Raw genomic sequence first — 14,511 nt, forward strand, 5'->3', positions numbered from 1 at the left:
AATCTAAAAAATAAGTCGAAATTAAAAAAATAGTCGAATAGAATATAAGGAAACGGTCTTATAGACAGGCTCCTAAATAATGGATATCTTTATATGCAGCTGGCCAGCTAGTGTTGCAGTTGCATATTTCTCATTAAAGGAGCGTTATTGAATGAAACCTTTTAAAGTAATCAGTACTTCTGTTCTTGCACTTGCTCTAGGACTAACAGGTACTATTGTTTCCGCCGCAGATACGAGCTCTAGTATCCCAGTTTATTTCGAAAATGGGATCAAGAACGATTTGACTCCGGAAGAACTTAAATCACTCACAAGCAATCTGGGTCCGACAGCGACAAAAGTGACGATAATGGATTCAACGTCAAAAGTAGCTAAAAAGGTATCGTCCAAAATTGCACCTTCCGGAAACGCATGCGAGCCTGGTTATTCTTATACCGACACAACTAAAACAGGCTCTTATGTTTTCAAATTAGCAGAAGCGGGTTCAAGATATATAAATAAAACTGGATCTAATATAACCTTTACTTCAACTATTGGTACAGCCAAAACTATATCTGGAGAAGGGAGTGCTTCTGGAGCATTTGATTGGAAAGTTATTGAAGCAGAAGTGGGATTTAAAATTTCGGGTTCCTACACTTGGACCACATCAGAAGGTATCTCTGTTACGGTCCGTCCCCAGTATCAAGGTTGGATTGATTACGGAACATCAAATGATTATTGGTCAGGTTATTATACCTACGTTAGATCAGATTGCACAGAAGGTAACAGTTTCTTCTTAAAAGTCAATGGACCACGGTATAAAGCGACTGTAGCCCACGAAACGCGGGTTTACTAAATGATTGAAGAGACTTATTCACTCTAGTGATATAAGTCTCTTTACATCCATATTCACAAAAGGATGGTACTCGATGAAGCATGAATTACAGAAACTTGTTTTGTCTCTTGCTTTATTTCTTGTTGTTCTACAAGGCTGCAAAGAACCTGGCAATGAAGTCGCCCCTGTAACACCTACTGATAGCGTGCCTCCAGTAGAAACTGTAAGTCCTTCTCCGGAGGGCACAAGTCTAAAAGAACTTGTGATAAAAGATGGATCGGCCGGTCAGAACATCCTGGATACTGCATTGGAGCAAGTCGAATGGAAATTAACCAATGGAGAAGATGTTCGTCCATCTAAAGCCGATCTATTGCTGCATTACAATATTGGACCTCAGGGAATCGTTGCTTTAAAAGTTCCCAAGAGCGGTCAGACTCAATACAACGTTGTGGTTCTTACAAAGCCCGACTCAAAATGGACCATTACTAGTGTTCTGGATCTACCTATAGTGAATGTTCAGAACAATAAACAAGGATTGGCGCTTCCGTTAAGTGAATTTGTAGTAGGGAAGCAAAAAATTACGGATTCTGATATCTGGGCTTTTGCTAGTGATACTAAGCTTGTTATAATTGGGTTATATCCGGCAAAAATATTCTCAGCTCCTGAGGGAGCAGAGAATATCGTAGTCAATAATCACAACGCATGGCTAATAACGACAGAAGGTGTTCCGGCAATTTATTATATTGAGAATGATAAATTAATTGGGATAACTGGAAATATAAATAAAGAAGAAATAAAAAAATTAGCCAGCACTCTCCCACCGGCAAACACAGCCTCTTTCCCGGCCGTTAAACCATAAAGCTCTTGCTTGCTGCTTTCGTTGATGATCTTTTAGTGGCCATCTTTTTTCTAAAATACACAGCTACTAATTGTTCAAAGACAAGCCAGTTAAGCCGGTCGTTCTATAAGACCTGTGGACGATGGACGGAACTGGCGAGGTCATCCGGATCAGCCGGTGAGATACAAAAAGAGCAGGAGGATAACCTTACTGCTCTTTTGATTTATTCATCGCTTTATCAATTCAGTTTTCTTCCTTGCCTGCATATAAACTCATTCTACCTGTCTTATGTTCACCGAACCTTTTGTCATTCATGTTCAATTCTACTTAGTATCCACTCTTGTAATGATAAATTGTTCTCCTCCGCCTGGCGGACCAGTTCTTGCTTCTTGGCTTCAGACAGGATATGGTGATAGGTAATAAGCCGGTATCAATGAGCGTGCCGAGTAGACTTGACACTCCCCCGATTGCATCGAGAGAACATAACAAAGCTCTTGGGATGTTCTAACCAGGTGATAATAAAGATCATAAACAAAAGAAACCCAAGCACCTTCCCCTGATGGTTTTAGCAGTCAAGCCTTATTATCCCGCTTCTACTTGCTCTCATACTGTTATGATCAATAGTAATTGAGAATTAACTTCAATTACGGAAAACCATATGTGTTCTTGTCCTAATACGGCAAATGATATAAGTTCTTTTCACTGACTTTTGACAAGAACTTATATCGTAAAAAAGAGTCGCTGCTACACGACGTTTAAGCATATATGTTTCTGTCACCCGACATTAGTCGTCGACCTCCGCGCCGCTGCCATATGATTTTTAACTTTAGTTTTCTATAACTTTTAGAATGGAACTCATATGTTATCTCCTGTTTTGGGGTACATCTTGAATCAGTCCCAAGACCCCTCATTTTTTGAGGGTCATTTCATTTTTAAGAGGGATGTATGAATGAGGATCATCAAGACATAGCAGGAGCTTGTCATTCTGCGCCGGGTTAGGGCACTTCTGGCGGCACTCCTCAAAGAAGAAATTCCTAAACAGACTTATTTGCTATACACTGATAGAATGTCCTTCTAACTTCATTTTCCCTCGGATTATTATCCATATACCCGCCAATTTTGTTCATAACATAGGCATAGCCAACAGTGCAATCGGGATCTGCAAAGCAAAAGGACCCCCAGCACCTGGGTTTCTTTTGATGAAAAAATAAAAAGCGGCCGTTTCTAATAACTTGCTGCCGTGGCCTAGAACTATTCCACTGAAACCAAAAAAAGCCGCGATGTACGCAGCGCTTAATGGGATAATATTCCTGTAAATCGATATATGATTTGGGGCATAGTGAGTGAGGCCTATTGGCTTCTGGACTCTTTTCGTTTATAAATTTAAAACGTGTTATAGATATTTTCACATTCTTCGGCGGTCGGTTCATAAAAACAGTGCTTCTTCCATCGCCCCGCGAACGGCTGATTGTACCAAGTCGGAGGACATGGACCGGGATTTTCAAACGATCCCGGACGGAAATACCACAAGGAGAATTTACCCGGCCAACTCCGCTCCCCATTCACGGCACGCCGAGCCAAACGGCGGTCCCTGTCTCTCGCCTTCTGATAATACAAACCATGCTGCAAGGCTTCGAATGCATGCGGCTGGTTGATCATTTGAGGAATTGTCCGGATTCCTTTAAAATCAGAGCAATTTCCTCTTATTCGGTTAATGCCGACATTTCCGACAAGCAACATGCCCTTTTCGCCTTCGGCCTCCGCTTCTGCTCGAAGCAACCTTGCCAACATATCAATATCCTGGTCCCTGGCTTTTACGACTGCCATTCCGCTCACCTCTTTAGATTTCTAGACTCATCATATTACGAGTGAAGCGGATGTGTTACTGCCGTGGGGCATGCGAATTCCACTACTCCTCTGTTTTGGTTTCGAATTGCAGTTTTCTGATTCTTCTTCCTGCAGACGTATTAGTTACTCAATACGTTGCTTTTGGAGAAAACTGACCTTGATTCTTTAAAGCATTGTCAAAAAAACGAAGGATAAGTTCATTTTGAGTTTCAATCGCATAATATTTATCGATATTTGCTTTTCTTCCTTTTTGCAGCAGGTTTGCCAATATAGGCGAGAATAACGGTAGATCGGTTAAACTTAAATGTTTTGCGCCTTTAAAATGAACGTTGTATGCACCTTTAAAAGTTTTATTCGAAATTCTATTCGAGATATACGAAGAACTGCTGTCGAGCTGTATCCACACATCATCCGAATAAATGTTAAGAAGCGGGATGGTGTAAGCTTCGGATTTTGCCATTAATTCGTTTGTAACTTGATCATATACAAGCTCACTAAAGAACGGAGCATCTATATTTACTACGGCGTCAATGTCATCGCGTTCTCTGCTCAGTGCTAAGCTTGCCGCTCCCCCCATAGAATGACCGAACACGCCTATTTTCTGTGTATCGATGCGTTCATATACAGAATCTTTTTTTTGCTCGGCTTGTTCCAGAATCGTGTCCATGACAAAATCCATATCATCCGTTCGCAACTTCATCCATTTTTGAGTAAGCTCGAAAAACTCACCAAGCGAATAAAACCCTTCTTTATTTGCATTGTTGACTTCTTGCATGTACTCAGGATTAATCGTCACGACCTTGCCATCCTCGGATGCGGTATAAAAAGAATGATAGGGATGGTCAATCGAAGCAACGACATAACCGTGGCTCGCAAGTTCTGTGAAGGTAGAAGTGTTGCTTGCTCTAATACCGAATGCTCCATGGGAGAACACAAGCAAAGGATATGTTCCGTCCGCCTGTTCAGGATACCAAAATTCCACGTTAACAAACCGATTGTCTTCCTGATCCGTAAATTCTTCGATACGATTCTTGTCCATATAGCTGTAAGTGGCGGTTGCCACTGCATACGGACCTGTCACTTGCGGCAGCCTATGCTGTGGAAAAAGGATAACAGGAACAAGGGTAACGACTACGGTCAGTGCTAACAAGAGGAATTTCCATATCGCAGAAAAAACTTTGTAACGCGGGGTGTATGTTTGCGTGCGCAGAAGTGCAACCATTTCCTTGAACGCTAATAGAAAGAGCAAGCCTGCAAACAGTCCCCAAGTGTAATCCCACACGACAACTTTCACCAAGATCAGCATAACGAATCCTATAAACATTGCGATTCTCGTCCAGCTCTTTATCTTGCTGCGGCTTTGCCTGGTTGCAATGGAATGAACGGCAATTGCCAGCTCAAAGACCAACGTAACAACAAGTATTAAAATCTGCATAAGACTTCTCTGCTCCTCCTCCAATTTTTTATGAGTTCATCATAATAAATGGCCGAGCAGGTGTATACGCATAAACGATAAGCTGTAGCTGAGAGCCAATAGGTTGTAAAAAATAACGCTACTTACGCTGCGAATACGATTTTATTTAGGAGCGGTTTGGGTATCTTCTAAACCTCGTTTTTAAATGTTTTCAGTCTTTCATTGATCTTTTGAGCTTCCTTTTTGTCATTCTTATACGTCAGTAGGCGAACGATAGCGTATACTGCGGCAATTTCCAAAGCCAATAATAGGATATCGAAGGTGCTGTATACGAAATTCAATAGGACGGCCAGAGAAATTAATAGAGCTTCCAGAAAAAAGAAATGTAAAATCACTCGGATGCGCATTTTATTCTCGCTTATCGCATGCGGCGTATATAAAATGATTCCGGTCAAAGCACCCAGAAAAGAGAACGCCATAATTGTAAAAATCTTCTTTAATTCGAAACTTGCACCGGGAACATAAATTTGCCGCAAAATAGCGATGATTATTATGATGGAGGCAAATATAAGTAAGAAATCTCTAATCATTTCTTTTATGAGCTCGGAATACTTCATATAGTTCCCCCCTTCTATAACCCAAGCATATGTTTAAGTATGGGCACATACTGCCGTGATATGACTACCTTTTCCCCGTTATCCAATAATGCATGAAAACGGCCACTGATCGACGGATGAACACTGGAAATCTTAGCTATATTTAGAATGGTCGATTTGGAGGCGCGAAAACAATGTTTCTCTTTGCAAAGTTCCTCCAGTTCATAGAGCTTTTGTTTGACTTCATGGACGGTGTTCTTGCCATACGCAAACACTTTCCCGTCAACAGCTTCAAAATAATAAATATTACTAAGTTTGATGCGGCTGATCTGATCCTCCTGATAACCAAGTATAATAAGCGTTTCGGTTTTTATTCTATTAACGAGCTCATACATTTCTTCGTCTATTTGGTGACACCGGATGCGGATCTCCTCTTCTTCTGTATGGTTTATGACTTCGATGGAAATTTTGATAGAAATCACCCTCGGAAATTCGAATTCAATCTTGTTAACTTGGAAATTGTTTCATCAACTAGGACAATTTTCTCATGTATAGGGTCATTTAGAATCATTGCATCTCCTTTAGCCCCTATGAATTTGAACAAAGGAACACCCTTTCATGCATTAACATGAAGTTCTCATTTCATATAATTGAGAAATTGTATGGTCAAGTCTTTCTTTAATGAGAATCGCATTTGCATAACGAGCTGGAATACCTTCATAGCTATAATAAATACCTGCCAACCCACCGGCAATGGCACCGATCGTATCCGAGTCACCGCCTAGATTTGCTGCCTTCTGCACGACTTCTTCAAAATTGGCTGTATGAAGCAAAATATAGAGAACCCATCGGAAAGTATGTACGATAAACCCGCTCGGCGGACAATCCGGCAGCGCTTCTAAATGTTCTTCGTATTCACTTCCTTTAACCTCAGCCTTAATAGACGTTCCTAAGTCTTCCCCTTGCAGTAGACGGTGAGCGATTCGATTGTACATGACGCAGACTTCGGCACACCTGGGATCATAATGCGTCATTCGAGACTGCATGATCGTCACTCGATCGAGATCGGCTAGCTCCTTATAAGCCAGCGCCACCGGCAGGCACCGCATGAGCGATCCATTCCCGGCGCTTTGCCCCAAGTCCATATGAGCAACAAAAGCTGTTTCAAACCAGTCTCCTTCATATTTTCCAAAAACATGACGAATGATGTTTCCTATATCTTTCGGCCGCGTTCGGTACCATTCCATAAAAAAATGCCCGATCGCTTCTACAGGCTCCTCCGCATTTTCAAGTATCCCGTCAGCTGCGCCAAGCGTCATCATCGTATCGTCGGTTACTTCTCCCGGTTCCAGGTTCCATACTCCGCCACCGATGATTTCCGTCAAGTAACCATACTTTTCCTTGATCTCCCGCTCCGTCATAAATTCAGTGGTTCCGCCAAGAGCGTCTCCTACAGCCACACCATACATTCCACCCTTGATGCGGTCCATTAACATATTATCCATTTCACTCCCCCGTTCTGTCCCTACTTACTTAGAAAATAATGTAACATTTTTTATAGCAGATGATAAGAATAGATTGCAACAATTCAATACTTTCTCTTTTTGCCAACAAATATGAAAAAGGACAACATAATGCGTTGTCCCTAAGTTCAAACCTAACCTTCTTAATTCGAGGGATGGATCCCTAATATAGAAGAAATAGACCTTGTGATAACTGCTGGAAATGTGCCTTTAGATCGGAATAATTTCATGGATGACAGGTTTCAAGGGTCCCGACCACTCCAGCTTGATCTCCAGAACATGCGCATAGTCAGCAACATTAATGAGGTTGTAGGCTTGAGATAGCTGACCTACTTGATGCCATCCTTGCTCATCTCTGATGGATACCTTTGCATTAGAGATTGCCGTCGGACTTTGCAAAACAAGAATTTGACTCAAATCAGTATACTTGAACACCTTATAATTCATGATACCTGTCAGCAAATTACCCTTAGGAGTGTAGTAGGAAGATAATTTATGATCAGCTGCATAAATGGCTTCATGATCCGAATCACCCAGGGGCTGCGCAGAAACAAAGGGACTTTCCGTTCCCGGCTTGGCAATACCCTCATTGACCAAAATTTCATTCAGTGCAAGCCAGCCTGGTCTATCAATCGTCGTGTATAATCGGATGTATCTGGCAGGTTTATTATTAACCTGCACTCTTTTATATCGGTAGGGAGCGACGTGTTCAGGGAAATTCAGACTTCGATCCGACGGATTGTTAAAAGTATGAATCGTCTCCCAGTTGACTCCGTCAACGGAAAGCTGAAGAACTCCCTCCCGGAAATAGTCAATTTCACCATCGTTGATGACAACGCCGGCATTCTGCACATTCACTATACCACCCAGATCTACTTGAACCTTTCTTCCCGGGGTCTGACGTCCGTTAAACCATACCTTTCCATCTATTTTCCCGTCATAGACGGCTGCCAACGTACCCGAATAAATACCATCATAATTATGCGTAACTACAGGATCAACGAACTTTTGGAATATCACCTGCAAGCTAGTCAAGTTAAAGGTTATCGGCTGCTGGGATTTATTAATGAGCCGCAAATAGGCTGCACTTGGATAAGAACTGCCTCCCGGTGTCACCTCCTGCCATTCTACCCCGTTCTTGGACGATTCGAGTACAGCTGAGTTATTGGAACGGCTCAAGGTCAGCCCTGAAATATTTTCAATAGTGGGTAACTTGATCCCGACATACTGATTAAATTGCAGCGAGATATTGTTTAAATTCGATAGTTCAACGGCTCCTTCTGAAGAGATAACGGCTGCATCGTTTAACGAAGGCACATTCGTATATACCCCTGCTTTTCCATTGCCCGCATTTACGGTATATTCTCTTACCGCTGTCCACAGATCTGGTTTTCCTCCCGGAATTCCGGCATGCGTCAAGCGATATCTGACATATCTGGCGTTTATATCAAGTCCCTTGACCACGACGCGGTAACCTGAACGTTCCGCTCCGATCGCGGTCCAATTCTGCTTATCCGATGAGTATTCTAATATTCCCTTTTGAAAAATATCATGATCCGTATCTGTTCTACCTTGGATGATATCAATATCGCTTACTTTGATCGATTTGCCAAAATCAACGCCATACCAATCCCCATTCTTTTGAAGCGTCTGATTATAAAAATAAGTACTCGCGTCTTCATCCACCATATTTTTCAATGTCGCAAATGAGCCGAAAGAACTGATCGGAATCGGCTTGATATACGCCGGATCTAAAGAAGCATAAATACTCTGGTCCAGCTTCTGAATCAATTCATTTGCAAAGGGGACTAAACGCTTGGTACCCGCTTCAACCACTAAAGACTGATCGTTAAGCACATTTCTTGTGAATTTCTTCGATTCAGACATGGCTTGTGTCGCTTTGGCAAGTCCCTCCCATGCTGCGTTAAGGTTATTGTTCTGCAAGGCCAGGACGGATTGAACCGCATATTTATCGGCCAGTACAACTTGGTTCAGGCAGTTGAGCCAGGGCTCGATCTCTTCCTTTAGGTTCAGATTCTGATTCTTTGCTTTGAATCCTTGAATCGCGTTTATAATACGATCAAATTCTCCCAGTAGGTCCGCCCCAATCCCGGAATCGGAAGCTCCGCTCGAATAGGCGCTTAAAAAAGCTTCCAGCTTGGTTTTCAAATTCTCCGATTCACCAAATACAACACCGCGTCCATTCGGCGAAGGGTCGCTCATGTGATAAGCTATCGTGTTATATTCGGATGCAGCCTCAGGGGCGATATACTTGAAGGAATCAAGCCAACTTTGCTCACTATTGAACGCATCCACATTCCATGTGTAATCCGCTACTCCGAACAGCGCTATCTTGGAAAGCTCCGACTGTTCCAGCGGATTAGAGACGATACCCGAAAAATTATGAGTTCCCGGTTGTAACATCTCCACTTTCCCTAATAAAAGCTCGTTCTTCTTATATCCGTTAACCGGATAATTTAACCAGATGTAAGGGTCTCGGCCGATTTCATTCTTTACCCACTGATTATCCGTGGTGTTCACGCTTCCGATGACATCTTTTCCCGTCCACATGATTTCGACATTTCCCGGGACAGCTTTTAAGGCTTGGAGATAGGGCTTTCCACTAGTTCCTGTCCAGGCCTGATTGTAAAAGGGAGGACAATAGATTAATGGTTTCGCATCCCCTTTTGAGGTCACCCAATTGGCTACATCGGTAACAAGCTTCACATGCTTATCTTTGTCCGTCAAGGATTGCGCCGTGCTGATATCATCCATAAACAGTCCAAATTGACGAACCCCGACACTGTATAGCTGCTCCAGCTTAGTTAATAACGTTTGCAGCTCGGAATCATAATTGTTCCAATTGATCATGCTGAAGCCGGGATGAATCGCCCAAATGAAATGCGTCTTCGATTCACGTCCTACATCCACTAATTGCTTCACCTTCGCCAACTCTGCTGCCGGATACAAGGTCCGCCATGCCGAATTATGGTAAGGGTCATCTTTAGGAGCAAATATATACGAATTCATTTTGAGTTGGCCGCCGAACCGCATTAAGTTCATACGATCCTCATGAGACCAAGGAATGCCATAGAATCCCTCGATGAAACCTCTCCACTTGGCGTCGGCATAATCCTCATACTTCACCGTTAATAAGTCTTTGCCAGGAATTTGATCGAAGATCATCTTTAATGTCGCCAGCGCATAATAGGCGGCGGTTGATCCCCCCAGGACAGCTATAGTGCCGTTAATTTCAATATTCTTATCTATTGATAGTACATAGGCATCTTTTTTGGTAAAAAGCGAGGCATCATAAGAGATATTATTCTTAAAATAGGAGTCTACGGTGCCGTTTGATCCTTCCGTTCCGAGCAGAATATTCGTTTTGTTCGGAACAACCGTGTTAGATTCGGTCGCATGAATCGATTTGGAATCCAGGATCTGATAGAGGAAATTACGTGTGTAGATATCGATCCCATTTTCAATGACAAGATACACCTCATCCGTCACAGTAAAGTGATTTCCCAAGTACGTCTGCTTGTGAGGGATTGGATAAATTTCATAAGGTTCCTGATTCGGTGCAGATGCTTCCACGGTCTCGGTACCTAACCCATTGACTACTCCTCCTACAATCATAATTACAGTAATCATGAGGCTAAGAAATCTTTGCAGCATGCTCGAATCACTCCCTGGTTCTATTTAATTGCAGCTCCAATAACTCAGCATACTCTACTTTTCCAATAAATATGATCGGATTTATAAGTGCAATAATGCAAAGCCCAACTAAGATTCACTGGCGACTTCGTCGCACTGAATCAAACTCAACCATTCCGTGGATTTCCTCCCGCATCGAACGGATTAATCTACTTCTAGGCTAATTCACCTGCCCGCAAGCATTTTGGGAAATGCTAAAAAGAGCAGCCTAAGCATGCTCTTTTGTTGGTCTATTCTCTTATCATCTTACAGAAGTTGCCAAACGCTAAAATCGAAAAGGACAGGGTCACTAGGCTGGATCAGATTCGCCAGTTCTGGCAATAAAGGGCCCAAAATTTATATGCTTCATTCGGTTTAGAACAGAACATACTTCATGAATTCTTGGTAATTCAAGCCATCTTTCGAAACCGGGAAAAAAGGAAGAAAATACAAGATCTACTCCCTCCCTCTCCATATCTTCTAGAGCTTTTTTGATTTTTTCATAAAGTAAGATGTGGCGTTCCTGATTACTTATTGCGATTTTTCGAATTAAAAAAGCAATAGCTGCAAGCTGGGCGGGTGATGTGATATTGTAAAGCCCTCTGATGTCTATTTGTTCGTCACCTAACATCATGTACCCCATGGTTGAAACGATCAGCTTCTCCGTACCACTGCCTTGCGGGTAGCTCGAAAAGCGATCGGTTATTATTTTTCTTTCTATCTCCCATTTTGTAAAGGAGATCCGTTCGCGTGGTTTGTCCGGTTCGCATAATTTTTTGGCTTCCTGGGTTACGTTTTTGGGAACAAAATTGTCCAGTAGAATGATTTGATCGGCAACGGATAAAAATTCACCGCTACCTCCAATAACAAGGACGGAAGACACGCCAACCGCCTCATAAAGCTCCCTGACACGTTCCGTAAAAGGTGTAATGGGTTCGCGCTTGATTAATGAGCGCATTTTGATATCTTGGATCACAAAGTTCGTCGCGCTTCTGTCTTCATCAATAAGAAGAAGCTTGCACCCGAAGTTGATGGCTTCCATAATATTGGCGGCTTGAGATGTGGAGCCAGAGGCGTAGTCAGTCGAAAATTGTTCAGCCGATCCATTGGGTATCCATTTTATAAAAGGCGTAATATTGATGTTTTTTATGGGACGGCCTTCCTCCGCGGATATTTCCATTGCACTTTGATCTGTAATCACAAGTTCTCTTCCGTCGCCTATGATGTGATTGTAAATCGCCGAATTTAGAGCATCCAGCAAGGTGCTTTTACCCGAATAACCGCCACCGGTAATGACCGTCACACCATGCTTTATTCCCATTCCCCGCAAACCGCAAATTTCAACTTCATCCTCTTCCGGGGATGTAAAAGGCAAGGCATTCTCCAGTGGCCCGCTGTCGTCTTTATTTCTCGGCAAAATGCTTCCATTAGCAATAAACGCGCAATAATCGCTGGTTTTCAGCCAGTCGCGAATCCTATTTTGTTTTTTTGACAGTACGCAGGCAGCATTTAATTTGATGAGATCAAACTTGACTATAAACTTCTCCACTTCTTTTGGAAGCATTTTGCAGAGCATACGCATAGCTTTATCATTATTCCTGAATGGAAGTTGAACGGTAATCATTAAGCATAGATACCATTTTTCCGAGATGACTTCGACATTAGATGCATTACGCTGCAGCACCACATTGGTTGGACGAAAACAATAATAAGCACCATTTTCTTTATCGGGACGTGACCGGTTATAAATCAATTCATTTAATGCCACAATATGAGGTACCCATTCTCTTAATGCAAAATCGGAAAGAACCACTTGATCCCTATTTTCATCTAGGCCGAGACGATCAAAAGGTATTTTTATGATGATGCATGGTTTATCCAGTGTGAGTTTATGTGTCCGTTCTATGCAATAGGCGACATCATGATTCCAATAGGTCGGGTCGGGTTCATAAATCATCCCATATGAGGACTGTCCGGATTGTAAGGAGCGAAAATATTGAGCGAGTCTTTTAATAAAGCATCATCCTTTCCTGTTGGGCAGGTGGTGAAAAAACGGTGAATAGCGGGAAGCGATGTCGCAGTTGAAGCGAGTTCTCAAGAAGGGGGGCCCCTATCCTTTGGAAAAACGTAACGACGAGATAGTGCGACTCCCAATCTCCGAGTATGAGTCTGCTCAAACATAAACCGGCGGTGTTTGATTTTTTTCGCATAAAACAAATTGCTTCCTATGTCATTTAATTTCAACCTTATTCCCCCAAACCATTAATCACTATTATTGCCTTGACCGACCTTTTGTCTAAAAAAATAACAGCCACTCCATAAGTGGCTGTCATAGACCGGCAAAAGCTTAAACGCTCCTTCTGCCTAAATATAAAAGCCCTGAGAGTGAATCCTACCCTCAAAGCCTAATGTGTTCGTAAAAAATAACTAAAAAGAAAAAGGAGGATAAGACATGTATTTTTTTTGTTTTTTCATTGTCCTCACCTCGTTATGGTTTAATTTTCCAGCTATATCACTATAACATTAAGAACATCCCCAATACAGGGAAAGAATAATTATAATTAATTCACATGAGTGCGTACTGTCCCTCCAACCGGTTCTCAACGTACATTAATGCCACTTTTCGCCTGCAAGGACGGCCTTTTTCATAAAACCTTAAAACAGCACTGATCTTTCTATGACAAATGACAGGTATGGTAAGGAATGTAAAATAAATTCCGTTAACCGAGGAGGATATGATGTCACGAAAAACGTTCCTCTCCGCCGCCCTGTCCCTGTCGCTTCTTGCCGTCACAGTAGTTCCTACCGCAGTCGTCGCGAAACCCGGCAAAGAGAAGCCGCTTCTCACTTTTCCAGTGATCAGCGATATTCACATCCAGTCCTGGGATCCACGGTCGCATCAAAAGTTCAAGGCCGCCTTGTCCGACCTCCGGACGATCAATCCCGAGGCGGATGCGCTCGTGATCAACGGAGATCTAACGAACGGCATGCCGGCGGATTACGCTAAGCTTAGCGAGCTCATGATAGAGAATGCGCATCCCCGCAAAGTGTTCTACACGATGGGCAACCACGAATATTACAAAGCATGGATAGACAAGAAGGGCTCATGGAACGCGGATGCGTTTCCGAACGGTGAGACGGAGCAGGCATCCATCGGACGGTTTCTGCGTTTCTCCGGCGGCAAAAAGGTTTATGGCGATGAGGTCGTGAACGGCTTTCGCTTCATTTTCCTCGGCTCGGAGCAGTACCGGCAGTCGGACCCGGCTAACCTGGAGGATGCCTGGCTATCGGCGGAACAGCTCCAATTTCTTGAAGCTTCCCTGCGCAAAGGAGCCGCCAGCGGCAAACCCGTCTTCGTCTTCCTCCATCAGCCGCTTCCAGGCACGGTATCCGGCACAAACTTCTGCTGCGTCAATAACCGGGCGATCGTTCAGCATGAGGAGTTGACAAAAATCCTCTCCGCATATCCCCAGGCGATTCTTTTCTCGGGTCATACCCACTGGGAGCTTAAACTGCCGGGCACCCTCGTCCGAGACAAGTTTACGATGGTGAACTCGTCTTCTGTCATCCAGCCCTGGACCGACAACGGAAACGGAGGCGAAATGCTTACGGGTCCGGAAGAAAGCGAGGGACTCTACGTCGAAGTCTACAAGGACAAAGTCAGCATTAAGGGACGCGACCTCTACCGGAAGCGCTGGATTCCCGAAGCCGACTTTACGATCCCCTGGAGCGTGAAAGATTAACAACTCGCTCTCCCGATCCACAGTTTTGTTGTGATTCCGCAGCAT

Annotated in this window: 10 protein-coding genes; 3 read left to right on the forward strand and 7 right to left on the reverse strand. The window is 43.2% G+C overall.

Annotation, left to right across the window (positions count from 1 at the left end):
• The first annotated feature begins 151 nt into the window (after positions 1-151).
• A complete protein-coding gene (locus AR333_RS14415) occupies positions 152-832 on the forward strand; it encodes a hypothetical protein (protein ID WP_068776029.1) in 681 nt (226 codons plus the stop codon).
• A gap of 73 nt (positions 833-905) precedes the next feature.
• Complete coding sequence (locus tag AR333_RS14420; RefSeq protein ID WP_068776030.1) at positions 906-1,670, forward strand: hypothetical protein; 765 nt, start codon at positions 906-908, stop codon at positions 1,668-1,670.
• Between the two features lie 1,362 nt (positions 1,671-3,032).
• Here the strand turns inward: AR333_RS14420 and AR333_RS14425 are convergent.
• From AR333_RS14425 to AR333_RS14455, 7 genes are all read right to left on the reverse strand, one after another.
• Entirely contained in the window at positions 3,033-3,476 is a 444-nt protein-coding gene (locus AR333_RS14425; RefSeq protein ID WP_068776031.1) for a cell wall hydrolase, read from the reverse strand.
• 148 nt (positions 3,477-3,624) lie between these two features.
• Positions 3,625-4,932: an alpha/beta fold hydrolase gene (locus tag AR333_RS14430; RefSeq protein WP_068776032.1), complete on the reverse strand. Its 1,308-nt coding sequence runs from the start codon at positions 4,930-4,932 to the stop codon at positions 3,625-3,627.
• Between the two features lie 167 nt (positions 4,933-5,099).
• Positions 5,100-5,528, reverse strand: coding sequence for a DUF3021 family protein (locus tag AR333_RS14435; RefSeq protein WP_068776033.1), 429 nt, complete (start codon positions 5,526-5,528; stop codon positions 5,100-5,102).
• A 14-nt stretch (positions 5,529-5,542) separates the two neighbouring features.
• Positions 5,543-5,989: a LytTR family DNA-binding domain-containing protein gene (locus tag AR333_RS24315; RefSeq protein ID WP_253735844.1), complete on the reverse strand. Its 447-nt coding sequence runs from the start codon at positions 5,987-5,989 to the stop codon at positions 5,543-5,545.
• 141 nt (positions 5,990-6,130) lie between these two features.
• Positions 6,131-7,012: an ADP-ribosylglycohydrolase family protein gene (locus tag AR333_RS14445; protein WP_068776035.1), complete on the reverse strand. Its 882-nt coding sequence runs from the start codon at positions 7,010-7,012 to the stop codon at positions 6,131-6,133.
• Between the two features lie 228 nt (positions 7,013-7,240).
• Entirely contained in the window at positions 7,241-10,705 is a 3,465-nt protein-coding gene (locus tag AR333_RS14450; RefSeq protein ID WP_068776036.1) for a beta-N-acetylglucosaminidase domain-containing protein, read from the reverse strand.
• Positions 10,706-11,033: 328 nt separating this feature from the next.
• On the reverse strand, positions 11,034-12,680 hold the full coding sequence (locus AR333_RS14455; RefSeq protein ID WP_068776037.1) for a P-loop domain-containing protein: 1,647 nt from the start codon (positions 12,678-12,680) through the stop codon (positions 11,034-11,036).
• 781 nt (positions 12,681-13,461) lie between these two features.
• On the opposite strand from AR333_RS14455, the gene AR333_RS14460 reads away from it, so the two are divergent.
• Complete coding sequence (locus AR333_RS14460; protein ID WP_068776038.1) at positions 13,462-14,466, forward strand: metallophosphoesterase; 1,005 nt, start codon at positions 13,462-13,464, stop codon at positions 14,464-14,466.
• The last annotated feature ends 45 nt before the right edge of the window (positions 14,467-14,511 follow it).

Source organism: Paenibacillus sp. FJAT-26967 (genome assembly GCF_001541095.1).
GTDB lineage: Bacteria > Bacillota > Bacilli > Paenibacillales > NBRC-103111 > Paenibacillus_F.